This window comes from Niallia tiangongensis, from assembly GCF_044704065.1.
Taxonomy (GTDB): domain Bacteria; phylum Bacillota; class Bacilli; order Bacillales; family Cytobacillaceae; genus Niallia; species Niallia tiangongensis.
Map to the genome: position 1 here is coordinate 1,439,127 of NZ_CP162613.1, position 24,503 is coordinate 1,463,629.

At 35.9% G+C, this 24,503-nt stretch carries 20 protein-coding genes; 13 read left to right on the forward strand and 7 right to left on the reverse strand.

The window, feature by feature from the left end; translation table 11 throughout:
• Positions 1-74: 74 nt before the first annotated feature.
• Positions 75-1,619: a gluconokinase gene (gene gntK / locus AB3U99_RS06930; RefSeq protein ID WP_400246580.1), complete on the reverse strand. Its 1,545-nt coding sequence runs from the start codon at positions 1,617-1,619 to the stop codon at positions 75-77.
• Between the two features lie 273 nt (positions 1,620-1,892).
• Between gntK and AB3U99_RS06935 the strand changes: the two genes are divergently transcribed.
• A complete protein-coding gene (locus AB3U99_RS06935; RefSeq protein ID WP_400246581.1) occupies positions 1,893-2,144 on the forward strand; it encodes a hypothetical protein in 252 nt (83 codons plus the stop codon).
• Between the two features lie 3 nt (positions 2,145-2,147).
• Here the strand turns inward: AB3U99_RS06935 and AB3U99_RS06940 are convergent, their stop codons facing one another.
• Positions 2,148-3,017, reverse strand: a complete 870-nt coding sequence (locus AB3U99_RS06940; RefSeq protein ID WP_400246582.1) for a helix-turn-helix domain-containing protein — start codon at positions 3,015-3,017, stop codon at positions 2,148-2,150.
• Between the two features lie 249 nt (positions 3,018-3,266).
• Here AB3U99_RS06940 and AB3U99_RS06945 point away from each other — a divergent pair, with 249 nt between their 5' ends.
• From AB3U99_RS06945 to galT, 3 genes are read left to right on the forward strand one after another with little or no spacing between them, the layout of a single operon-like run.
• The gene (locus tag AB3U99_RS06945) at positions 3,267-4,442 is read left to right on the forward strand and encodes a galactokinase (protein ID WP_400246583.1); all 1,176 of its coding nucleotides are present in this window, start codon (positions 3,267-3,269) and stop codon (positions 4,440-4,442) included.
• Between the two features lie 28 nt (positions 4,443-4,470).
• Positions 4,471-5,463 carry a UDP-glucose 4-epimerase GalE gene (galE, locus tag AB3U99_RS06950; RefSeq protein ID WP_400246584.1) on the forward strand — a complete coding sequence of 331 codons (993 nt, stop codon included), beginning with the start codon at positions 4,471-4,473 and terminating at the stop codon, positions 5,461-5,463.
• 34 nt (positions 5,464-5,497) lie between these two features.
• A complete protein-coding gene (gene galT, locus AB3U99_RS06955; protein ID WP_400246585.1) occupies positions 5,498-7,027 on the forward strand; it encodes a UDP-glucose--hexose-1-phosphate uridylyltransferase in 1,530 nt (509 codons plus the stop codon).
• Positions 7,028-7,334: 307 nt separating this feature from the next.
• Here galT and AB3U99_RS06960 read toward each other — a convergent pair whose 3' ends face one another.
• Entirely contained in the window at positions 7,335-8,885 is a 1,551-nt protein-coding gene (locus AB3U99_RS06960; RefSeq protein ID WP_400246586.1) for a glycosyltransferase family 2 protein, read from the reverse strand.
• Positions 8,886-9,183: 298 nt separating this feature from the next.
• Between AB3U99_RS06960 and AB3U99_RS06965 the strand changes: the two genes are divergently transcribed.
• The 8 genes from AB3U99_RS06965 (at position 9,184) to AB3U99_RS07000 (ending at position 17,692) form a co-directional block, all read left to right on the forward strand.
• Positions 9,184-10,164 (forward strand): LacI family DNA-binding transcriptional regulator, encoded by a 981-nt coding sequence (locus AB3U99_RS06965; protein WP_400246587.1) that lies wholly within the window; start codon positions 9,184-9,186, stop codon positions 10,162-10,164.
• Between the two features lie 365 nt (positions 10,165-10,529).
• Positions 10,530-11,738 (forward strand): N-acetylglucosamine-6-phosphate deacetylase, encoded by a 1,209-nt coding sequence (gene nagA / locus AB3U99_RS06970; protein WP_400246588.1) that lies wholly within the window; start codon positions 10,530-10,532, stop codon positions 11,736-11,738.
• Positions 11,735-12,487 carry a glucosamine-6-phosphate deaminase gene (nagB, locus tag AB3U99_RS06975; RefSeq protein WP_400246589.1) on the forward strand — a complete coding sequence of 251 codons (753 nt, stop codon included), beginning with the start codon at positions 11,735-11,737 and terminating at the stop codon, positions 12,485-12,487. The genes nagA and nagB overlap by 4 nt, the downstream gene beginning before the upstream one ends.
• On the forward strand, positions 12,484-13,209 hold the full coding sequence (locus AB3U99_RS06980) for a GntR family transcriptional regulator (protein ID WP_400246590.1): 726 nt from the start codon (positions 12,484-12,486) through the stop codon (positions 13,207-13,209). The genes nagB and AB3U99_RS06980 overlap by 4 nt, the downstream gene beginning before the upstream one ends.
• Complete coding sequence (murQ, locus tag AB3U99_RS06985; protein ID WP_400246591.1) at positions 13,206-14,111, forward strand: N-acetylmuramic acid 6-phosphate etherase; 906 nt, start codon at positions 13,206-13,208, stop codon at positions 14,109-14,111. The genes AB3U99_RS06980 and murQ overlap by 4 nt, the downstream gene beginning before the upstream one ends.
• Positions 14,112-14,231: 120 nt before the next feature.
• On the forward strand, positions 14,232-15,683 hold the full coding sequence (gene nagE / locus AB3U99_RS06990) for an N-acetylglucosamine-specific PTS transporter subunit IIBC (RefSeq protein ID WP_400246592.1): 1,452 nt from the start codon (positions 14,232-14,234) through the stop codon (positions 15,681-15,683).
• A 304-nt stretch (positions 15,684-15,987) separates the two neighbouring features.
• Entirely contained in the window at positions 15,988-16,764 is a 777-nt protein-coding gene (locus AB3U99_RS06995) for a LamB/YcsF family protein (RefSeq protein WP_400246593.1), read from the forward strand.
• 385 nt (positions 16,765-17,149) lie between these two features.
• Entirely contained in the window at positions 17,150-17,692 is a 543-nt protein-coding gene (locus AB3U99_RS07000; RefSeq protein ID WP_400246594.1) for an RNA polymerase sigma factor, read from the forward strand.
• Positions 17,693-18,269: 577 nt separating this feature from the next.
• Here the strand turns inward: AB3U99_RS07000 and AB3U99_RS07005 are convergent.
• From AB3U99_RS07005 to pepT, 4 genes are all read right to left on the reverse strand, one after another.
• Positions 18,270-19,763 (reverse strand): peptide MFS transporter, encoded by a 1,494-nt coding sequence (locus AB3U99_RS07005; protein WP_400246595.1) that lies wholly within the window; start codon positions 19,761-19,763, stop codon positions 18,270-18,272.
• A gap of 925 nt (positions 19,764-20,688) precedes the next feature.
• Complete coding sequence (gene rpe, locus AB3U99_RS07010; RefSeq protein ID WP_400246596.1) at positions 20,689-21,333, reverse strand: ribulose-phosphate 3-epimerase; 645 nt, start codon at positions 21,331-21,333, stop codon at positions 20,689-20,691.
• A 203-nt stretch (positions 21,334-21,536) separates the two neighbouring features.
• Positions 21,537-21,959, reverse strand: a complete 423-nt coding sequence (locus tag AB3U99_RS07015) for a hypothetical protein (protein ID WP_400246597.1) — start codon at positions 21,957-21,959, stop codon at positions 21,537-21,539.
• 201 nt (positions 21,960-22,160) lie between these two features.
• A complete protein-coding gene (gene pepT / locus AB3U99_RS07020; RefSeq protein WP_400246598.1) occupies positions 22,161-23,396 on the reverse strand; it encodes a peptidase T in 1,236 nt (411 codons plus the stop codon).
• Positions 23,397-23,696: 300 nt separating this feature from the next.
• Here pepT and AB3U99_RS07025 point away from each other — a divergent pair, with 300 nt between their 5' ends.
• Complete coding sequence (locus AB3U99_RS07025; protein WP_400246599.1) at positions 23,697-24,035, forward strand: hypothetical protein; 339 nt, start codon at positions 23,697-23,699, stop codon at positions 24,033-24,035.
• Positions 24,036-24,503 lie beyond the last annotated feature (468 nt).

The window sequence follows — 24,503 nt, forward strand, 5'->3', positions numbered from 1 at the left end:
CGTGCTTTTAACAGGAGAATATAATGTAACCTTTTCTCCAAATTATCTGAGCTACCTACTAGCTGCCGAAATCCTTATTTCACCCATTTATTCTGAAACGATGCAATTGCATCATACTCTTGTTCTAATGCTCGAGATATACGGATATAAATAGCAGTTAAATCCTGATAGATATCAACATTTTCTTGAAGTGGCTGATGGGAGTGTGTACTACCAACTAATTGTTTCATAATCGAGAAGTCATCAATTTCTCCCAGTGCATACATGCCTAAAACGATGGCCCCAAGACAAGAGCTTTCAAAGCTTTCTGGAACGACTACTTCTTGATCAAAAATATCTGCCATCATTTGTCTCCATAGTTCAGAACGGGCAAATCCACCTGTTGCTTGAATTTGCTTTGGTGCTCCAATCACTTCCTGTAAAGCTAACATAACCGTATAAAGATTTAAGATAACTCCCTCTAATACTGCTCTTACCATATGTTCTTTTTTATGATGTAAACCTAGTCCAAAGAAGGAACCTCTTGCATTGGCATTCCATAAAGGCGCTCTTTCTCCAGCAAGATATGGATGGAATAATAAACCGTCAGCACCAGGTGTAACTCGGGAAGCAATCTTTGTTAAAACTTCATAAGGGTCAATTCCGAGTCTTTTTGCTGTTTCCACTTCCGAAGAGGCCAATTCATCACGCACCCAACGGAAAGTCATTCCACCATTATTTACAGGACCACCAACTACCCAGTGATCTTCTGTTAAGCAATAGCAAAAGATTCTTCCTTTAGGATCTGTTATTGGTTTTTCGGTTACAGTACGAATCGCACCGCTTGTACCGATTGTCACTGCAACAACACCAGGGTCAATAGCATTTACTCCAAGATTAGAAAGAACGCCATCACTTGCACCTACAACAAATGGAGTTTCGGCAGGAATTCCAAGTTCCGTTGCATATTTATCCTTTAGCCCAGTCAAATAATGGGTAGTAGGAACCGGCTTCGCCAACTGCTCAGGAGTTACACCAGCAACTTCTAAAGCTTCCTGATCCCAATTTAACTGTTCAAGATTAAACATTCCAGTCGCAGAAGCAATAGAATAATCGATCACAAACTCGTCAAATAAGCGATAGAATATATATTCTTTAATGCCAATAAATTTAGTCGCCTTAGTAAAAATGTCTGGTTGATCATTTCTTAGCCAAGTTAATTTGGCTAAAGGAGACATGGGATGAATTGGCGTTCCTGTTCTGCGATATATTTCTAAGCCATTATGTTCTTCTTTGATTTTTTTTGCCCAAGAAGAAGCACGGCTATCTGCCCACGTAATACAGCGTGTTAAAGGTTTTCCATTTTCGCCTAATGCTATAACACTATGCATTGCAGAGCTAAAGGATACTAATTTTAGATTTTTCGCATCCACTTTGGCTTTTCTTAGAGCAGTCTTCATTGTTTCTAATACAGCCTGAAAAATTTGCTCAGGATCCTGTTCTGCAATTGCCGGTGCAGGGCTATGTAATGGATATTCTACATGATGCATGCTTAATACTTTGCCAGCTTCCGCAAATAGCACAGATTTTGTACTTGTTGTACCAATGTCTACACCTAAATATAGGGATGTTGAACTCATTATAAAAAACTCCTTTATACGGAAAGTCTAAAAAATATTTCATAAAATGTATTTTTTGTAGAAAAAAATTTCTTTACTTATATTTTAAAGGATATATATTTATTTTGAAACTGTTTTCATGAATTATTTTAAATTAATTTGCGTTAATTTATAGGCTTGTCGAATTTGAGTGCTCCATATAATGATTAGTTATATATTTTTGCTCTAAATATAGTAAAAACGGAGCAAAAATATGCTAAGATGAAATCATCCTATGTGTAAGGAGTTTTTTGAATGAATAACGAAATGGAAAAGATGTATGAGGCTATTTACAATCAAATACTCCATTATCAAAACCAATTGGAAGCAATTTTATGTCAAAATTCGGATACATTGCAGGAAGAGGAGCAAGAACAGTATAATCGAATGTCCATTGCTCTCCAAGCTTCAAAAGATATTCTGGAAAATATGCTAACACCAGGGAAGAAACTGAACTTCATTTATGAAAAAGGAATGTTCAGCTTGGAAATGTTTGATGAGAAATAAGTATTAGAGAAGAATATCTTCGCTTGGACGAATATTCTTCTTCCGAAACTCTCCAGGTGTCATGCCAGTTGATTTTCGAAACACCTTCGTAAAATAGTTTGCATTTGCAAAGCCTACCTGAACGGAAATATCCTCAATGGAATATTTGGTTTGATACAATAACTCTGCTCCTTTTATTATCCGGATATTCGTTAAATATTGGATAGGTGTAATGCCAAGCACTTTTTTAAATAAACGGGTAAAATGGAAGCGGGAAAGTTCGGCTGCCTCAGCCATATCATCAGGACCAATTGGTTTATCATAGTGATTTTGCGCAAATAATGTTGCATTTAATATACTCTCAGGCAATGGAATGTCTCCCATATTCTTCTTATATTGATACACTTCCATTATAAAGGAATAAGCAAGACTAGACGCTTGGTACGCATTCGTTATATTCTTCTCATTTGCTAGTTGATAAATGTGAAGAAGCTGCTGTATGGGTCTAGAATCAGAAGCTAATTGTATAATGAATTGATTATTCTCGGTGAAGGAATGCCAGCATTTTTTTACCGTTTCCCCATATAAAGTAATAAAAATGAATTCCCATTGCTCACTATTTTGTGGCAGATAATATCTGTATTCCTCTGAAATATCAATTAGAAATGCTTTTCCAGCGGTTAATCTATGATCTTTTCCTCCCATTTCAATAGCTCCCATTCCAGAAATAGTATATTGGAAAATATACATGCTATCCTCTTTACGCTTTTTTCCTTTCCAATTATAAAGATGAGAAGTTTGATTCTCCCATCCAATCGACCAAATTTGGGCAACCTCTTTTGTAATTTTTTCCGTAAATCTGTATGCAAATACATTATTATCTTTTTTAGGCAATGAGAAAGCCCCTTTCTAAGTGGAGATAACATAGGTAGATACTTGCCTGTATAGATGGATAGGAATTTGAGTTAATATTAAAGTTTATCAGAAATATTTCTGTTGAATAGCAAAATATTACCCTTTTCCCTTTCTTATTTTACCATTGAGAGAGAAAGGTTTGAAGCATAAAATAAAAATGTAAACGGTTCAATGAATTATTGATAACGAGAGGGAAAATAATCGTTCCTATATAAAGGAGAGATATAAATGGCAAATGACCTATGTACAACTTTTACTGATATTTTTAACGAAGGGGAAACAAAAATACGTACTTTTTTTGCACCGGGACGTGTGAATTTAATAGGAGAACACACAGATTATAATGGAGGGCATGTTTTTCCTTGTGCCTTATCCATTGGAACAACAGCAATTGTTCGAAAAAGATCCGATAGAATGATTCAATTCTATTCTACAAATTTTACGAATTTAGGTGTCATAAAGATAGCCTTAGATAATCTAGTCTATGATCAAGGAGATGATTGGGCGAATTACCCAAAAGGAGTTATTGCAATACTTGAACAACATGGATATAAACTAGATTCTGGATTTGATGTTTTATATGAAGGAGAAATACCAAATGGTGCGGGCTTATCTTCCTCTGCTTCTATTGAAGTAGTAACAGCTATCATGATAAATGAGCTCTACTCTTTTGCGATTGATCGAATTTCGCTAGTGAAAATGTGTCAGCAGGCAGAGAACGAGTTTATTGGTGTAAGCTGTGGCATCATGGATCAATTCGCAATTGGAATGGGAAAAGAAAAACATGCTATTTTACTAGATTGCGATACGCTTGATTATACCTACAGTCCACTCGATTTAGAAAATGCATCGCTAATTATTGCCAATACCAATAAGCGCAGGGGGCTTGCTGATTCTAAATATAATGAGAGACGAGGGGAATGTGAGAGAGCACTAAAAGACTTGCAGGAAGAGCTAGATATTCGTTCGCTTGGAGAATTAACTCAAGGGGAATTTGATGCACATGCTCATTTCATTAAGCAAGATATTGATCGATTAAGAGCAAGGCATGCTGTATATGAAAATGCAAGAACAATAGAGGCGGTAGAGAAACTTGAAGATGGCGATATTGCTGGATTTGGACAATTGATGAACGCATCACATATCTCCTTGAGGGACGATTATGAAGTTACTGGAAAAGAATTGGATGCTTTAGTGGAGGCTGCATGGGAACAAGAAGGTGTCATTGGTTCTCGTATGACAGGTGCAGGCTTTGGTGGCTGTACAATCAGCATTGTGAACAATGAATATATTGATGCCTTTATCGAAAAGGTAGGGGCGAAATACGAAGAGCAGACAGGATTAAAGGCAGACTTTTATGTTGTTCAAGTTGGCGATGGTGCAAAAGAAATGGTGGAAGCGTAGAAGCTAATAATAAAAGGAGGAGTAAGAAATGGCAATTCTAGTATGTGGTGGTGCTGGGTATATTGGAAGTCATATGGTGTCTGAACTATTAGACAGAGGGGAAGAAGTAGTTGTTGTAGATAATCTTCAAACAGGACATAAAGCAGCCGTATTAGAAAATGCAGCACTTTATATTGGTGATTTGCGAGATGAACAGTTCCTAGATGCTGTGTTTAAGAAACATTCGATTGATGCGGTTGTCCATTTTGCAGCTGACTCCTTAGTAGGGGAAAGTGTAAACAATCCATTGAAGTACTATGACAATAATGTATATGGTGCTATGTCGATTTTAAAGGTTATGCAGTCAAACGGTGTGAAGAAAATGGTATTCTCGTCAACAGCTGCAACTTATGGAGAAGCGAAGAATTTTCCGATTCAAGAAAGTGATCCTACTATCCCGACGAATCCATATGGTGAGACTAAGCTTGCGATTGAGAAAATGTTAAAGTGGACGGAAGAGGCGCATGGGATTCATTTTGTAGCGCTAAGATACTTTAATGTTGCAGGAGCGCATTTGGACGGAAAATTGGGAGAAGATCATTTTCCTGAAACACATCTTATTCCGATTATTTTACAAGTGGCATTAGGAAGTAGAGAAGCTATTAGCATTTTTGGCGATGATTATGATACGCATGACGGAACATGTATAAGAGATTATATTCATGTCACTGATTTAGCGAATGCTCATATACTCGCTTTGGAAAAATTAAGAAAAGATGAAACGAGTGGGATATACAATTTAGGTAGCGGAACAGGATTTACAGTGAAAGAAGTAATTGAAGCAGCAAGAAAGGTAACAGACCATCCTATCCCAACCGTAATTGCACCTAGAAGAGCAGGGGATCCTGCCCGATTAGTTGCTTCTTCAGACAAAGCAAAAGCAGAATTAGGCTGGAATCCACAATATACTTCTTTAGAAAAAATGATTGGGAGCGCTTGGAGATGGTTCCAAGAAAATCCGGAAGGCTATAAAGATAGATAATGAGGAATGACGAAGAAGAAAGGAGCAATGGTAGATGACACTAACTATTTATCATCATGTAGAACAATTGCTTTATTATGGACTACAATCAGATTTAATAAATAAATGGGATATAGATGTAGTACGAAATAAATTGCTCGAAATCTTAGAATTGGATGATTTTATTCCATCAGATAAGAAGGAAGTAACGGATACAGATTTGCGAATTATTTTAGATAATATATTAGATTGGGCAGCAGAAAATAATCGCTTACTAGAGCCTACGATTACCTACCGAGATTTACTAGATACAAAATTAATGGGCTGCTTTGTTCCATTGCCATCTGAAATAAATAATAGATTCGAAATGCTATACAAAGAAAAGGGAGCAAAGCAAGCAACAAACTGGTTTTATGATTTTTCGAAAAAGGTAGATTATATCCGAACCGATCGAATTGCCAAAAATGAAGAATGGCTGGTACAAACGAGCTATGGGGATTTAGAGATTACGATTAATTTGTCAAAACCAGAGAAAGACCCGAAAGAAATTGCAGCTGCAAAAAAAATAAAGCAAGGGTCCTATCCAAAATGTTTGCTATGTAAAGAAAATGCTGGTTATGCGGGGAGAGTCAATCATCCCGCAAGGCAAAATCATCGTATCCTCCCAGTAACTTTAGCGGGGGAACAGTGGTACCTGCAGTTTTCGCCATATGTGTATTACAATGAACATGCAATATGCTTTTCCGAAAAGCATGAACCAATGACTATTTCTAAACGTACATTTGCAAGATTATTAAACTTTGTCAAACAGTATCCTCATTATTTTATGGGCTCAAATGCAGACTTGCCGATTGTTGGGGGATCGATTCTGACACATGAGCATTTTCAAGGGGGAGTTCATGAATTTCCGATGGCAAAGGCTGAAATAGAAACAACATTTACAATGGACCGTTTCTCTTCTATTCAAGCAGGAATTGTCAAATGGCCTATGTCTGTCCTCCGGTTACAAGGAACAGATATACAAGAATTAGTGGAGGCTTCTGATTATATATTAAAAGAATGGATGGACTATAGTGATGAAACGGTAGATATTATTACATACACAGCTCATACTCGCCATAATACGATTACACCGATTGCCAGAATACGAAATGGATTATTTGAAATCGATTTAGTGTTGCGCAATAACCGAACAAGTGAAGAGCATCCATACGGAATCTTTCATCCGCATGAGGAGGTCCATGCGATAAAACACGAGAATATCGGACTTATTGAAGTGATGGGCTTAGCAGTCTTGCCAGGACGCTTAAAAGAAGAGATGAGCTTGCTTGCAGACAAAATTTTACAAGCTGATTTCGAAGCAAGCATCAAGGAAGAGCCTGCCATTATAAAACATTTGGACTGGGCAAAGGTTGTAAAAGAGAAAAACCAGGAGATGACAATAGAAAATGTACACTCCATCTTACAATCAGAAATAGGCATAGTGTTCGAAACCATTTTGCATCATGCAGGCGTGTTTAAAAGAGATGACAAAGGAAAAAAAGCATTTCAACGATTTGTAGCGATACTGCAAAAAATAAAGTGAAATAATGGGCTATCCGCCTCGTTCCAAAAGGGTTTGTGAAAAAAGTGTTTTATAGAGAAAATTAGAAATTAGGGACTTAAAAAGCGAAAAGTATATTGGTTGGAGAGGCGTCCGCTCGCCCCCTGGAAAGTGGACGCCTTGGAAAACAAAAACTGTTACATCTAAGTTTAGAAATAGCATCATCCAAATAATCAATAGTTACCAGATTTTATTGGCCACACTTAAGTCGAGGTTTAGAACTCGCCTCGGAACACAATTTTTCACTTTATTAAAATCTACTTTCGAACTAATTATTCATAATTTTTGTCTATCCAAGAACCTTTAATGCCAAATGATTATGAATCGTTTTGTAAAAATGATGCTTATCTGTTTGGCGTTTTTTTAACCGAAGCTTTGGATTTGGAATATGTAACTGTACTGTATGATAATCTTGATACGATAAATAAATTGTGTACACCGATTTTCCAAAAGAGGTAAAGAATGCTTCAGGTATCATAATTCTTTTTAAAGCTCCTTCATATGGGTCAATCTGAAAGAAATACTGTCTATGCATATCGTTTCGATCACGGAAAAGTATCTGCTCCATGTCTTCTGGATAATCACCTGTTATGCCGATATCGAACCGGAAGAAACCATTAGCATATTCACAATTTACTAATTCGGCATACATGGGAACTTTAATATAGTTATACGGTGGGCTTAAAGGGGAGACCCAATAAGCAGAACCGTTTTTTACAATGTGTTTCTTGCTTTTTTCTTGATTTATCCATTTACATAATGTTTCGATATCTTTATAGCGTTTTTGCAGAAATAATTGATAACAAACTTTATTATAAGGATGATAAAATTGGTCACAGATCTCATAATCAAAGGAAGAAGTTGTACGCAACATTTTTTTCATGGTTGATATATATGCTTTTCTTTTTAAAAATTCATCTATTTTTTCTTTATAAGTTTGAGTGTTCTCGCTTCTTAGCGTATGATAACGATTCATAAAACCATTAAAGCAATCAAATTCATAAAGTCGATTAAAAATCATTCTCTTTAATTCTGCATCCATCTCCTTCTGTTTAAAATAGTGAATGACTTTTCTATTACAACGCATTTTATTTAGAGCATTCGTTTGCTTGGTCAAGGACTCGTTATTTTCATCTAAGCGATTTAAATAATAAATAATCGATTTCGTTGTTGAGATTTTCTTGCAATTAGTCAGTACTTCCATGAAAAATTGCTTATCCTCTGCAAATTTCATCTCAGGGAATTTAATTTGATTTTTTTTAATAATACTAGATTTCATTAATCTTGCTCTAGGTCCTAAATGATGAAAAATATGTGGGATACTTGTCGGGTGAATGCTTCTTCTTTCTTTCCATGATTCATGTTCTGCTACAATTGCACTTTTATTGGAAGTAACTCTAATTGTTTTCCCAACAACATAATCATCGTCTGTTTCATTCAATACACTATAAAGCTTTTCTAAGCCAGTCTTTTCAAACCAATCATCAGCATCTAAAAAAGTTAGATAGGGGGCAGATGAAAGCTCGATTCCTAAATTTCTAGGATAAGCTGGGGTACCGCTATTTTTCTCAAGAAAGGCGAGTTTAATATTAGGATGTTCGTTAACGAACGTTTTTAAGATAGAACGAGTCTGATCTTTAGAGCCATCGTCAACGATAATATATTCAATTTGCGACATAATGGATTGCTGTAAAACCGATTCAATTGTATGCTTGATTGTTTTTTCATTATTATATACGGGTGTAATGACAGAGATAAGGGGCTGATTTAAATAGTTTTCACTTTCATATAGATCATACCTATATTTCTTGTTTTTTTGGAGAAATGATATATTTTTCATTGATTACCCTACCTTTATAATTAACGCTAAAAGAAGATCCTACTAGCAATCATTATGAAACAACAAGCAGAAAGGTATACTTCCACAATTAGAAAAAATAGTTAATACGTAATTATTTTTATCCTGTATAATATAGGTAGAAAAGAAAAGGGGCTAGAGTGAAAGTAGCGCTAAGTAAATCAGATACATAAGTACAACGAAATGAAAAGGCTTTCTAGAATGACTGATGACTGGGATGCGGGATGCTCTTAACCATTATGTTTTGCAAGAGCAACTTATAAGGAGGTTTGGTTTATAGGTGACAACAATTGGTGATATTGCTAAACTTGCAGGCGTAGCGAAAAGTACGGTTTCTCGTTATTTAAATGATGGTTCTGTAAGTGAAGCCACAAAACGAAAAATACAACATATTATTAAAGAAACAGGCTATACACCTAATGCATTTGCTCAAAGCTTAAAGGCAAAGAAAACGAATATCATTGGAACGATCGTGCCTAGATTAGATTCGTATGCTTCTTCACGAACGTTAATTGGAATCGATGAAGAATTAAAAACTATGAATTATCAAATGCTAATTTCCCATTCCAATCTAGACTTAGAAAGGGAAATTGAAAATATTCATTCATTAGTAACGCAAAAGGTTGCAGGGATTATTTTATTAGCGACGGAAATAACGGATCGTCACATATCGATAATTAAGGAAGTAGATATACCTGTGCTAATTGTCGGACAGCAGCATAAGGAAATTCATAGTTTAATTCATAATGATTATGAAGCAGCCTATGAAGTAGGGAAATATGTTATGTCACAAGGACATAAAAGAATTGCATTCCTTGGGGCCAATGAAAAAAATGTTGCAATTGGAATTGATCGAAAAGAAGGTTTTAAAAAAAGTATAGAAGAAGCAGTTGATATAGATGTAAGATTTTTTGAAACAAATAGGAATACTTTAGATTCAGTTTCCATTGTTTATGACATAATCGATACATTCTGTCCTAGTATCATTGTTTGTGCAACCGATAATCTTGCGATCGAAACAATGAAAGCGGTTTATTCGAAGGGTATCTCTATTCCGAATGATCTTTCCATTACTGGTTTTGGAGGGTACGAAATGGCAGAAATGATTCATCCTGGCTTAACCACTGCTAAGTTTTTTTATAAAGATGCTGGCAATCTTGCAGCTAGAAAGATGCTTAGTCTTATAAGAGGAGAGGACACTCCGATGAAAACAGTATCTGGATTTGAAATTATTTATCGGGAAAGTGTTAGAAAGGTTTAGTGGGGATTATATCCTGTCTTTGGGAATGGAAAGAGCGAGCGTTTGGAAAAAGAATTTTTAACTTTGTTATATCAGCTGGAGTTTGGAAAGGCAAGCTTTGGCTGATATCATTTAATATTTAATTAAAATAGAGATAGTTGAAGATTGACTTGGGAAAACGAAATAATCTATAATTTTATATGAAAGCGATTACTAGATATATGCAGATAAAAAAATAAAAAAACTTTGTTAAATTTCCTGACAAGTTTAGAGATTTATATGCATACTTTTAGTAGTATATGTAATAAGAATTATGTACGGAAGAACTGGTATAGACATCTAGATATATAGTTAATAAACCATTTTAAAAGGGGCTAATGAAATTTATGATTACAGATGAACAACAGGAATTAGTTTTAAAAAACTTATGTATTTACACAGAATCAGGCATAACTCCAAATGGATATGTGGCAGTTAAAGGAGGAAAAATCGATACAATTGGCTTAATGGAATCCTTTCATGAAAAAGACTGGAATAATGTACGAGTAATAGATTTCCCTAAGGGGATGAATTTAATTCCAGGATTCATAGATATCCATATTCATGGAGCAAATGATGCAGATGCGATGGACGGATCATTGAATGCCTTAGAAATAATGGCCAATATCTTACCAAAGGAAGGTACAACAAGCTTTTTAGCAACGACAATGACGCAAGATGCAGAAAGTATCGAAAAGGCACTGTCTACTATCGCTCAGTATATCGAATCTGCTGATCAAACTGGAAAAGCGGAAATAATCGGTATTCACTTAGAAGGTCCGTTTATCTCAGAAAAAAGAGTAGGGGCTCAACCGATTCAATCCGTTAAAAAGCCAGATATAGCACTGTTTAAAAAATGGCAAAGGTTATCCCACAATCAAATCAAACTTGTTACGATGGCACCTGAGGAAGATGAAAACTTCGAACTTGTTCGCTATTTAAAAGATGAGAATATTATTCCGTCAATAGGCCATTCAGATGCAGTTTATGAGCAAGTACTAACAAGCATTCAAGCAGGAGTAAATCATGTCACACATCTTTTTAATGGTATGAGAGGCCTACATCATCGCGATCCAGGAGTTGCTGGTGGAGCTTTGCTTCATTCTGAGTTAATGGCAGAAATGATTGTAGATGGCGTGCATATCCATCCAGACATCGTTAAACTTGCTTTTTTACAAAAGGGAGTTAATCATATTATCCTCATTACAGATAGCATGCGTGCGAAATGGCTTGAGGATGGCATATCTTCTTTAGGTGGGCAAAAGGTAATTGTTCGCGATGGAAAAGCATTATTAGAAAATGGTTCACTTGCTGGAAGTACGTTAAAAATGAATGATGCTATAAAAAATATGATGAATTTTACAGGATGCACGTTAAAGGATGTAATACAAATGGCTTCTTATAATCCTGCCAAACAGATCGGGGTATTGGATAAAAAAGGAAGTATCGCAAAAGGAAAAGATGCAGATTTAGTCGTATTAGATGAGAAACATCAAGTGATACTTACAATTTGTAATGGACAAATCGTTTATTCGAATGGAGGAGTAACAGCATGAAACTAATTGAAGCGCAAAATTATGACGAAATGAGTAAATTAGCTGCGAAAATAATAATCGAGCAAGTTCAAACTAAGTCAAATAGTGTTTTAGGACTCGCAACTGGCGGTACCCCAATAGGAACGTACCAGCATTTAATTAAGGATTTTACCCAAAATAAAACTTCCTATGAGCAAGTTATTACGCTCAATTTAGATGAATATATTGGTTTAGAAAAGGATAATCCACAAAGCTACAGCTATTATATGAAAGAGCAGTTATTTAAGCATATTAATATTCCAGAAAATCAAACTTACTTGCCATCTGCCAAAAGTGTTCAGGATGAAGAGGCAGGAAGAAATTATGAAAAGCTTATTGATTCATTAGGTGGAATAGATATGCAAATTTTAGGAATAGGTGAAAATGGGCATATCGGTTTTAATGAACCAGGTACTTCTTTTTCTTCTACTACAAGTATTGTAAAACTGGCTGACTCTACAAGAGAAGCAAATGCTCGATATTTTACTAAGATGGAGGATGTACCAACACATGCTATCTCTATGGGAATTTCCACGATAATGAAAAGTCGAAAAATCGTATTACTTGTTTCCGGAGTGAAAAAAGCTCCAATATTAAATCAGTTATTTCATACGGATGTAAAGGAGGATCTACCTGCATCTATTTTGAAAAAACATTTGGATGTCACGATTATAGCTGATCAGGAAGCACTTTCGATTTTAAAAGAAAATAAAGGGAGTGTATATAGTTGATCATAAAAGATTCGCATATTCCTATTTATTATCAATTAGAGATGGAAATAAAAGAAATCATTAAAGAATTAAAACCAGGGGATCCCATAAGTTCAGAACGGGAATTTTCGGAAAAATACGGTATCAGCAGGATGACGGTGCGCCAAGCAATTAATAATTTAGTAGCAGAGGGTGTTCTAGTTCGCAAGCGAGGAAAGGGAACTTTTGTTGCTACTCCTAAAGTAGAACAGGAGCTTTCTGGGCTAACAAGCTTTTCAGAAGATATGCGTTCGAGAGGATTAACGCCAAATACAAAAATTTTAGATTTTAAAACGATTCCTTGTCCAAGAGGAATTGCCTCTAAACTTAAGATAGATGAGGGTGATATGGTGTATGAATTTAGCCGATTGCGAATTGCAGATGATATCCCGATGGCGCTTGAAACCTCCTATCTTCCAACAGCATTGATTAAAGAGCTTCAGGAAGAGACTTTACATGGTTCTATGTATGAGTATGTGGAGCAAACTTTACATTTAAAGATTAGTCATGCTACACAAACATTAGAGTCGACATTAGCTCAAAAGAGTGAAAGTACGCCTCTGGGGATTAAAGAAGGAGCACCTGTCTTACTGATGGAGCGATATAGCTATTTGGAAAATGCAACTCCTTTTGAATATGTTAAATCTATTTATCGGGGAGATCGTTATAAATTTGTTATTGATATGAAGAGGTCACAATCATGAAGAAGCATAGAACGACAGAAAATAGTAATGAAAAAAGCCTGTTATTAGATGAATGGAGTTCTTTCGAAATTGTTCAGTTTATGAACCAGGAAGATGACGGAATTGCAAATGCGGTAAAAGTAGCATTGCCAACGATTGCCTTAGCAGTTGACGGAATTGTAGATCGATGGAAACAAGGAGGAAGAGTCTTTGTCATTGGAGCAGGTACTAGTGGAAGATTAGGGGTTGTGGATGCTGTGGAGCTTGGTCCCACTTTTTCTATTGAGCATGATCGGTGGACTGGAATCCTTGCTGGTGGTTATGACGCTATGTGGACCTCTTTGGAGGAGACAGAGGATGACGAACAGCTTATATTATCAACATTGGATAACTATCATTTTTCAGCGACAGATGTATTAATTGGTGTGACCGCGAGTGGATCTACCCCATTTGTCCTTTCGGGCATTCAGTATGGAAATGAAAAAAATGGACTAACAATAGGGATAAGTAATAATGAAAATACGCTACTTTCCTCTATTTGTGTGTATGGAATTGAAGCAATAACAGGTCCAGAAGTTATTAGAGGATCTACGCGGTTAAAAGCAGGAACCGCTCAAAAAATGGTGTTGAATATGCTATCTACCGCTTCTATGGTGAAACTAGGGAAGGTTTACCGTAATGAAATGGTTGATATGAAGTTAATTAATAGAAAGCTCGTATATCGTGCTGTACAAACGTTGATGAATACTACAGATATCAGTGAGGAGGAAGCTGCACGAATATTAAAAGAGAATAAGGAGGATTTGAAGGTATCCATATTTCGTGTGCTAACAGATGGAACAAAGGAGGAAGCACTTCATTATCTTCGGGAGACAGACGGTCATATAAAGCAAGCTATGCAACAATTTTTTCAAAAAAACTAATGAATTTCTATTTAAAGGAGGGATGCCCAAAAAAAGATAAGGTCAATAGAGGTCTCTTATTAAAACAGCAGTAGAGGATGGCATTATTTTAACTTATTTATTATATTAGGGGGAAGTTGAATGAAATCATACTTACAAAAGCTCGGTCGTGCATTGATGCTGCCAGTGGCTGTTTTACCAGCAGCAGCATTACTAATGGGGATTGGTTATGCAATTGATCCAAGTGGATGGGGAGAAGGGAGTCCGATTGCTTCTTTTCTAATTAAAGCGGGCTCGTCGATATTAGATAATATAGCAATCTTATTTGCAGTCGGAGTCGCGTTAGGTTTGTCAAAGGATAAGGACGGCGCTTCTGCAATGAGTGGCTTAGTTTCATACTTAGTTGTCAAAACCTTATTATCTCCTGCCTCTGTTGCAATGTTACAAGGGATTAATGTGGAAGATGTAAATTTAGCTTTCTCTAAAATTGAGAATGCATTTATCGGTATTTTAGCAGGTGCTGTAGCAGCAGCACTATACAATCGATTTAGCAAGACTCAACTTCCGACAGCATTTGCCTTCTTTAGCGGGAAAAGGCTTGTTCCAATTCTTAGTGCTGTTTCGATGCTAGTCATTTCCGTGATTTTATTGTTTGTTTGGCCAGCTATTTTTTCAGGACTTGTTAACTTTGGGGAAGCAATCAGTAAAATAGGGGCAGTTGGAGCAGGTATCTATGGATTCTTTAACCGTTTACTTATTCCAACAGGTTTACATCATGCCTTAAACGCTGTATTCTGGTTTGATATTGCAGGGATAAACGATATAAATAATTTTTGGTCCAGCAATGGAGAAAAAGGAATAACTGGTATGTATCAGGCGGGATTCTTCCCAGTAATGATGTTTGGACTTCCAGCAGCAGCTCTTGCTATGTATCATACAGCAAAAACAAAACGTAAAAAACAAGTGGCTTCCTTAATGCTTGCAGCAGGAATTGCTGCTTTTGTAACGGGTGTTACGGAACCAATTGAATTTGCGTTTATGTTCGCAGCTCCGGCCCTTTATGTTGTTCATGCTCTATTAACAGGTATTTCTCTATTTATTGCAGCAAGTTTTCATTGGACAGCTGGGTTTGGATTTAGTGGAGGATTAATCGACTTCATTTTAAGCTCTCAATTGCCATTAGCCAATAAGCCATATATGCTAATCGTCCAAGGTCTAGTATTTGCTGTTATATACTATACATTATTCCGTTTCCTCATTACTAAATTTAATTTTAAAACACCAGGCAGAGAAGATGATGAGTTAGTGAATGAATCATTAGATCAGGTGGCAGTTACTACGGATAATAAATTTGCTGTGATGGCTTCTGAAATTTATGAAGGTCTTGGCGGCGATAGTAATGTCACTTCTGTTGATAATTGTGTAACCCGTTTGCGGATTGAAGTAAAAGATATGGATGCAGTTAATCAACAGAAAATAAAAACTACTGGTGTACCAGGGATTAATATTATTGGACAAACAAGCATACAAGTAATTGTTGGGACAAATGTTCAATTTGTTGCAGATGAGATTGAAAAGATTAGAAAGGTGTAAACAATTAGATGGATTGTGTTAAAAGCTATTTCTTCTTCTAATCAAAGTCTACTGGAATAATAGCCTAAAAGGAAAACAATCTTTAAATGAAAATGCGGTAGTCCTCTCTTTGATTGGGGCTACCGTATTTTTGTTGCTATAAAGAAAGTAGAAAAATTAGCAGGTTTAAACGTCTGTTATCTAGAATCACCATAGTAAAGACAGGAGAAATAGGAACTAAGAGAAAGATATTACGTGTGTAAAAGTTTGATAGAAGTTACATCTATTGTTATAAAAATGATTTGACTAATTGGAGGGAGTTTGTATGTTTATTGATATAAACTGTGATTTAGGAGAAAGCTATGGAGCTTATCGTATAGGTAATGATGAAGCGATTATACCATTTGTAACAAGTGTTAATATTGCCTGTGGATTTCATGCAGGTGATCCAACGACGATGAGAAAAACTGTGAGTCTTGCTCTTGAAAATAACGTCGCTATTGGAGCGCATCCAGGCTTTAAGGATGTACTTGGCTTTGGAAGAAGAGAAATAAAAATCTCAGCCAGTGAAGTATATGATCTTGTCGTGTATCAAATAGGAGCATTAGAGGCATTTGTAAAAGCAGAGGGAGGAACGCTTCAACACGTAAAGCCTCATGGTGCATTATATAATATGGCAGCGAAAGATAAGCAATTAGCAGATGCAATTGCTAAAGCAGTTTATAAGGTGAATCCAGAATATATCCTCTTTGGTTTAGCAAGCAGCGAAATAATCAGAGCTGGTAAACGTTATGGTTTAAAAACAGCTAACGAGGTATTTGCGGATCGGATGTATCAGTCAGATGGAAGCTTAACTCCACGTACACAGGAACATGCTCTAATCCATAACCCAGATCATGCAGCCAAGCAGATAGTTCATATGGTCAAGGATAATAAGGTTATTTCTAACCAAGGAGAAGAAGTACCCATTCAAGCAGATACAATATGCATTCATGGGGATTCAAATAACGGCTTATCTATCGTAAAAACAATCAGAACAACTCTGCTTCAATCTAATATAAGCATTCAAAATTTCAATCAGTCGAAACAAGCAAAGCAGTAATGCTTTGCTTCCCCTATAATGACGACGATTTAGTAGTTCTCCCGACAAAATAAAAGCAGAAGCAACGCTCCATTAAGACAGCTATAAGGAAATAGAAAAATAACAGAATTTTAATGAAAAAAATGGGACTTTTATTACATTAAGATGTATAATATATTTCATTAATGTTACAAACGGAGTTTTAGTAACAGTCTTGTAACAAATCTAATGGATAAACACTGTTTTGATAGTAATAACTTAATGAGGAACTCGAATTGAGTGACAAATTTTACATGCTGTTAATTGGATTTTTTTTATAAAAAATACTTCTCATTAATCTAGTAATAAAATTTTTTTACTTGCTATCTGTCCATTGATTCACTGGTTTTGGTTGGGAGTGGGGGAAATGGGTTCGATTGATGAGCTCTATAGACAATATAATCAAGAATTAATTCATTTTTTACTATATTTAGGAGTAAAAAAAGAGGAGGCTGAGGATTTAGTTCAGGAAGTTTTTATTAGAGTTCTTAAAACAAAATGCCTCTTTAAAGGAGAAAGCAGTGAAAGGACTTGGTTATATACAATTGCAAAAAATATCGCCATCGATCATTTTCGAAAGCAAAAAAATTCCTATTCCTTTGATAGTGAAATTCCTATCCATATAAAAGATGAACAGGCACTTCCTGAGGAAATTGCACTTCATAAAGAACAACTGGATTGGATTAATCATCTACTAACATGCTGTACAGCAGATCAAAAAAAAGTAATCTATTGTAGATATTTGAAGGAAATGTCTATTATAGAAACAGCATTGAATTTAGGGTGGTCTGAAAGTAAGGTGAAGACAACACAGCATCGTGCCTTAAAATTACTTAAAAGAAGTCTAGTAAGCTCAAAAAAAATGGATGCAATTCCGAGAGTAGTACAAAAAGTAGAAATGGAGATATAAAGAGATGAAGATAGAAATTAGCTCTCCAATTTAAGTATTAATGGATAGTATAGGTTTAAAATAAAAAGAGGCTGGGACATAAGTATACCAGCCATAGATAAACCCGAACAATTATCAAAGAGTCCTAGATGGTTGTTCGGGTTTTATTAATTTTATAAAAGGCTGTTTTAGTACAGTTAGTGTTAATATCCGCAGCCTGAATACACTTCGCTTTCGATGGGGCGAGCACCGAGCCGCGGTCTGCCTTTGGCCTGCAGGGTCTCGGACTTTCTCGCAGCTCCCATAGGAGTCTACGTGTATTCAGGCTGCTCCATTTTTCTTACTAATTTATTTTTTCTTGGAAGAAAATTAGTTTTTAGGAAATAGTCTTTAAAAACGAAGTGGAATGGAGTGGAAAACACTCGACTCCTCCCCGCGGAAAGCGAGGGTTTGTAGCGCAATGGAACAAAATAGTTTTTACACTTGACTATATTTAAAAACATAAATAACTATTGTATAAAAGTAACCTTTATTTAAGAGCTAATTTAGAGATTGTTCGTCTTTACAGATTGGCTATTTACTTTTGTACCATCCTCTTTTATTTTATTCCCTTCATCTTGGTTTGAATCATTGGTGATATCAAGAAAAGGATAATACTTAAGAGGATAGCTATTCCACCTAGAATACCGAAATAGGCAACTTCTGATATTTTTGTAAATAACGGAGCGATTTGTGCATTAAGCGCCTGAGCAGCTGCACTTGATAAAAACCATAAGCTCATTGTTTGCGCAGAGAAAGCTTCTGGCGCAAGCTTCGTAGTTGCAGATAATCCTACTGGAGATATACATAGCTCCCCAACAACTACAAGGAAATAGCTTAATACTAACCATAATGGGCTTACTAGTGTACTTTCTCCACTAATATAAGCAGGTAACATCATAAGGATAAAGGATAAACCTGCAAATAATAAAGCAATCGAGAATTTTTTAGAAACAGAAGGCTGACGATTACCAAGCTTTACCCAAATCCATGCAAATACTGGTGCAAAAATAATGATGAACAACGGATTGATGGATTGGAAAATTGTCGGTGAAAGACTTAAACCAGCAAATTCTAATTGTGTTCGTTTATCTGCATAGGTAGCTAGAATAGTGGAACCTTGTTCTTGAATAGCCCAAAACATAACTGCAGCTAAAAACAACGGAATATATGCAATCAATCTGGAACGCTCATCACGAGTTGTTTTAGGACTGCGATACATAACTGTGAAATAAATAGCTGGAATTAAGAAACCAAGAATTCCAATAATTGTGATGAATGAATCAAATGTTAATATGCCTAAAGAAATAGTAATAGCAAGAATAATGGCAAGTACAACAATACCAATACCAATGGAAGAATAGACTTTTTTCTTTTCCTCTTTTGACAATGGATTTGGCACTACCGTACCAGCAAGACCTAGATTTTTCTTCTTAGTCATCATAAATACAATTAGTCCTAATAACATACCGATTGCAGCAAGTCCGAAACCAAGATGGAAGCTATAATTCATTCCAATCTCTCCGACAATGATTGGTGCTAGGAATCCACCAAGATTTATTCCCATGTAGAAAATACTAAAGCCGGCGTCACGGCGAGCATCCTGTGGACTATACATTTCACCAACAATACTTGATACATTTGGTTTTAATAATCCTGTTCCGATAACAATTAAGACCATCGAAATAAAGAACATCGTGATACTTCCTGGGACTGCTAAAACAATATGACCAAGCATGATGAAAATACCACCATAGAAAACGGCCATAGACGTACCAAAAATTCTATCTGCAAACCATCCGCCGATTATACCTGACATATAAACAAGGGAACCGTAAATAGAAACAATGGCAATTGCCGTTCCTTCAGAGATACCTAATCCGCCTTTAGAAACTTCGTAGTACATATAATAAACTAGGATGGCTCTCATTCCATAGTAAGAAAACCTCTCCCAAAATTCTGTGAAGAAAAGTGTGAATAATCCTTTTGGGTGCCCAAAGAATCCCTTTTGGGGAACACTGTCCACAATTTTCTGTTTATTTAATTCTGACATCATGAAACCTCCTCTATTATTTTAATATAATACTGAAAAGATGCTAGATTTGTCAAAAAAATTTTCGTGAAAGCTTTAATGTAGGTAAATATAAGGAAATATCGGATTGGAGTCTTAATAATTTTTTTTTAGAAAAGAATAAATATTTCTAATATAATATTTTCGATTGAATCTATGATAGGTTTCCGGTGTTATTTGGATCCGATTCGTGAGTGAATGGAAAGGAGGAAAAAAATTGATGACGGCATAATTGTGAAGGTTCAAGTGCGATGTTGGATCAGCATATGAGGATGGTTGAGAAAGGCAAAAAGAGGCTGGGCCATAAGTATTCCAGCCCAAGTTAAAGCCAAACAATTACACGAAAATTTCGTATGATTGTTTGGCTTTTTAATTAGCTTGTAAAAAAGCTGGTTCAGTTGTTATCACCCGCAGCCTGAATACACTTCGCTTTCCGTGGGGCTCGCGCTAAAGCCGCGGTCTGGCTTTGGCCTGCAGGGTCTCAGGCTGTCTCGCTAATCCCCGTGGCGTCTACGTGTATTCAGGCTGCTCCCTATTTCCTACTAATTTATTTTTTTAGGAAATAGGCTTTATAAACGGAGTGAAATGGAGCGGAAGACACGCGACTCCTGCGGGAAATAGAGTCGCTTTAGATCCCACAGGCTTTAGCCGAGGTGGCTCAGCTTTCTCCCCGGCGCATCGTGTGTCTGCAGCGCAATGGAACGAATTGTTTTTTACCCTTGATTATATTTAAAATCATAAATAACTAGTATGAAAAACTAGCCTTTGTTTAAGAGCTAAATTAGAGATTGTTCGTCTTTACAGAGTGGCTATTTAGTTTTGGCCCAGCCTCTTTTTATCAATTAATTCGGTTTTATGGGAGTAAGGGTCTACTAATTAACGGTCTTATATGGTAGTTTCACTTTATTTATCCACGTACAGCCTTAATTGCTTCTTCACGATTTGGATTATTATATATAAATGATCCAGCAACGAGCACATTGGCACCAGCTTCTTTCACTAATACTGCGGTTTCAGCGTTAATACCACCGTCAACTTCAATATCAAGTGCAGGATTTAATTGATCAGCTAATTGGCGAACTTCTCTTATTTTTGGAAGTACACTATGGATGAATGCTTGTCCACCAAATCCAGGATTAACGGTCATCAATAGAACCATGTCAATATCTTCGATGATGTGTTTAATCATTTCAACAGGAGTGCTTGGATTTAATACCACCCCAGATTTGACCCCATTTTCTTTAATCAATTGAATAGTACGGTGTAGGTGGCGACATGCCTCCACATGTACCGTAATGATATCAGCACCAGCTTTTGCAAATTGTGGTATATAAGAATCAGGATTCTCAATCATTAAATGAACATCTAAAGGTAATGTTGTAACTGGACGGATTGCTTCCACAATAAGTGGACCAATAGTGATATTTGGTACAAAATGTCCATCCATGACATCAACATGGATATAATCAGCACCACCTAACTCTACGTCTTTAACTTCTTCTCCTAGCTTCGCAAAATTAGCGGAGAGAATGGAGGGTGCAACTTTAATCATATGTTTCCTCCTCATTATGGTTTAAAATAAGTGCAATAAAATATACATGAAAATTATATCAGAGTGTGCGGAATGGAACAAGGAGATTAAAAGCGGTTCCACTATTGCAGGGAAAGAGGTAATAAAAAAAATAGTAGCCACTTCATAATATGGGAGGATGAGAAGAAGTGGCTATCAAAAATGAATCATGTATTTTTAAAGAATTATAATTTATTTATGATATCTTTTTGAATTTCAGCAGTCGCAGCTGCATAATTTGTTGAAATACAAGAAACTAACATTTCTTTATTTTTATAGAAAGGTTCTTTGTTTTTATTATAGTAAAAACGTACACTCTCTTCTTCTTTAAAGAATTCTTTCCCAATTTTTAATAGAGCAGTAATTGGCAGGGTATCAAAAGAAACATTGCTTTCTTCATGCTTTGTAGTTGGAATAGACTGTTCTTGATCTGTTTGCTTAAACTCTTTCACTACTTTTTTAAGAACCTTTTCTTGAGAGATTACCTGTTTAAAAAGTTTTTTGCGCACTCTTTTTTTCTTGGATTGAAGTCCAAATGTTTCTAATATATAGTGATGTAATTCTGTATTTTGTGTAACTTCTTCTTGCATTTTACTGATTGTATTCATTGCAAAACTCCTCTAATCTTTTCTTTCACCACTAAATCCATGGAATATAGGGATTTTGGCACTGAATTATTATATACTAAACTATTAAAAGTACAAAATTTAATTCGGTATTCGAAGTATATTTGGAATGCGAATGGGGTGATTATTGTAAAAAAATAACTAGTAAAACTATAAAAAAGAAGGCATAGAGCCTTCTTTCTATTATTCTCCTCTTTCTTCAAATAAGCGAGCAATTTCTACGATTACATTTGTCGCTTTCACCATGTTATCGACAGAAATATATTCATATTTCCCATGGAAATTTTCTCCACCTGTAAATATATTTGGGGTTGGTAGTCCCATATATGAAAGCTGAGAACCATCTGTACCACCACGGATTGGTTGTACGATTGGTGTAATTCCGAGATTTTCCAATGCTTGGTATGCGACGTCTACAATTTCTTTTACTGGCTCTATTTTTTCGCGCATATTGTAGTATTGGTCATTTAAATCTAACTTTATCGTATTATCGCCGTACTTTTGATTTAACTCGACCACAATTGCTTGAAGGGCATTTTTTCTTTCTTCAAAAGAAGCACGATCAAAATCACGGATAATATAATGGAGCTTTGTTTTTTCTACATCTCCTTCAAAGGACAGTAAATGATAAAAACCCTCGTATCCTTCTGTGAATTCAGGTGCTTCATTTGCAGGTAAACTGCTTTGTAACTCCATCGCTATTTTGATACTATTGACCATTTTCCCTTTTGCTGTACCTGGATGAACATTCGTTCCGCTTATGGTAATCTTTGCTCCAGCTGCATTAAAGCTTTCATATTGTAATTCGCCTAATGGACCACCATCAACCGTGTAAGCAAAATCTGCATCAAAGGCTTCAACATTAAATTTATGAGGTCCTCTTCCAATTTCTTCATCAGGTGTAAAGGCAACTCTGATTTTCCCATGTTTAATGTCGGAGTTTTCTTTTAGGTAAATAAGGGCAGTTACAATTTCAGCAATTCCAGCTTTATTGTCTGCACCAAGTAAGGTGGTTCCATCGGTTGTGAGTAATGTATGCCCAACATAATTCTTTAATTCTGGAAAATCCTTAGGTGATAAAACGATATGTAAGTCTTTATTTAATACAATTTCCTGACCGTCATATTTTTCCACTTTTTGTGGTCGAACATTTTTCCCTGTGAAATCCGTTGCTGTATCTAAATGAGCTAGAAAGCCAATCGTTGGAACCTTTTTATCTGTATTAGCCGGCAAGGTTGCCATAACATAGCCATTTTCATCAATAGTTACATCGTCCATTCCAATTTCTTTTAGTTCTTCCACTAATAAATTTGCCAGTGTTAATTGTCCTGGAGTAGATGGACATTCAGAGTTGCTTTCATTTGATTGCGTATCAACCACTGTATACGATATAAAACGATTTATAATATTTTCTTTCACAATATTCAACTCCTTTATCAGATATCCTGATTTTATCATAGAAGGAATGAATAATACGAATATATTAGTACAATCGCAGTAATTATTATTATTTGTTTTGCAGCTATATGGTGGTTAAACGGTAAGAGTATACATGCGATTGAGGACATAAGGAAAATAGATGCATCAGCTACATTTGATCAGCAAGATGAGGAATATATCGTTTATTTTTGGCAAGCAACCTGTACATATTGTAAACAAATCGAAAATGATGTTATTGATTTTAGCAACAGTGGAGATATTCCTATTTATATTGTCGATATGCAGGACGAAAAGAATGAATCTAGCTGGTATGACTGGGATGCCCATCATAAAAAGTATGACAAAGTAATAGGTAAAATAGAAGACGGAAAAGAAGTATGGAATGATGGAATAGACATAGAGGATTTCCAAAATGATAAAAATATTGCCTGGGGGGTAGTGGCAAATGAAGATAATCAAATTATTGCAACACATAATACAGCTTATGGTAATGAAGCGCCAGAAAGAGCAGAGGAAATTGAAATTACTGGCACACCAACGATGATAAAAATTAAAAATGGTACTTTTGAAGATTATGCTGTGGGAGTAGAAGAAACACAAGAAATGCTAGGGGAATAAAGCCGATAGAAGCTGAAGGTAGGTACCTAGGCTTCTTTTTTTAGATAAAAGCTGAAATTTGGATAGTAAGAGTAAATGGGCATTCAATGAAAGGGGGGAACGCCGAAAAGCAGAGCGACAAAGGGAAAAGTGGCGTTCATCAAGGGAATGAAAGCCGAAAAGCAGAGTGACAAAGGGAAAAGTGGCGTTCATCAAGGGAATGAAAGCCGAAAAGCAGAGTGACAAAGGGAAAAGTGGCGTTCATCAAGGGAATGAAAGCCGAAAAGCAGAGTGACAAAGGGAAAAGTGGCGTTCATCAAGGGAATGAAAGCCGAAAAGCAGAGCGACAAAGGAATGAGTAGCGTTCATAAAGCAAATGAAACCCAAAAAGTTAGAAGAAATAAATTCCCCCCAAAAAAACAATGTTAAGCGTAACATAGCTGTACATCACAGTCCCCATCAAAAGAAGCTCCTATTAACTTTTCCTGA

What these genes read in the sequence shown, in the direction of transcription:
- gntK (WP_400246580.1), bottom strand. Translation starts at nt 1,619, where the DNA reads ATGAGTTCAACATCCCTATATTTAGGTGTAGACATTGGTACAACAAGT.
- AB3U99_RS06935 (WP_400246581.1), top strand. Translation starts at nt 1,893, where the DNA reads ATGAATAACGAAATGGAAAAGATGTATGAGGCTATTTACAATCAAATA.
- AB3U99_RS06945 (WP_400246583.1), top strand. Translation starts at nt 3,267, where the DNA reads ATGGCAAATGACCTATGTACAACTTTTACTGATATTTTTAACGAAGGG.
- galE (WP_400246584.1), top strand. Translation starts at nt 4,471, where the DNA reads ATGGCAATTCTAGTATGTGGTGGTGCTGGGTATATTGGAAGTCATATG.
- galT (WP_400246585.1), top strand. Translation starts at nt 5,498, where the DNA reads ATGACACTAACTATTTATCATCATGTAGAACAATTGCTTTATTATGGA.
- AB3U99_RS06960 (WP_400246586.1), bottom strand. Translation starts at nt 8,885, where the DNA reads ATGAAAAATATATCATTTCTCCAAAAAAACAAGAAATATAGGTATGAT.
- nagA (WP_400246588.1), top strand. Translation starts at nt 10,530, where the DNA reads ATGATTACAGATGAACAACAGGAATTAGTTTTAAAAAACTTATGTATT.
- nagB (WP_400246589.1), top strand. Translation starts at nt 11,735, where the DNA reads ATGAAACTAATTGAAGCGCAAAATTATGACGAAATGAGTAAATTAGCT.
- murQ (WP_400246591.1), top strand. Translation starts at nt 13,206, where the DNA reads ATGAAGAAGCATAGAACGACAGAAAATAGTAATGAAAAAAGCCTGTTA.
- nagE (WP_400246592.1), top strand. Translation starts at nt 14,232, where the DNA reads ATGAAATCATACTTACAAAAGCTCGGTCGTGCATTGATGCTGCCAGTG.
- AB3U99_RS06995 (WP_400246593.1), top strand. Translation starts at nt 15,988, where the DNA reads ATGTTTATTGATATAAACTGTGATTTAGGAGAAAGCTATGGAGCTTAT.
- AB3U99_RS07000 (WP_400246594.1), top strand. Translation starts at nt 17,150, where the DNA reads ATGGGTTCGATTGATGAGCTCTATAGACAATATAATCAAGAATTAATT.
- AB3U99_RS07005 (WP_400246595.1), bottom strand. Translation starts at nt 19,763, where the DNA reads ATGTCAGAATTAAATAAACAGAAAATTGTGGACAGTGTTCCCCAAAAG.
- rpe (WP_400246596.1), bottom strand. Translation starts at nt 21,333, where the DNA reads ATGATTAAAGTTGCACCCTCCATTCTCTCCGCTAATTTTGCGAAGCTA.
- AB3U99_RS07015 (WP_400246597.1), bottom strand. Translation starts at nt 21,959, where the DNA reads ATGAATACAATCAGTAAAATGCAAGAAGAAGTTACACAAAATACAGAA.
- AB3U99_RS07025 (WP_400246599.1), top strand. Translation starts at nt 23,697, where the DNA reads ATGCAGGACGAAAAGAATGAATCTAGCTGGTATGACTGGGATGCCCAT.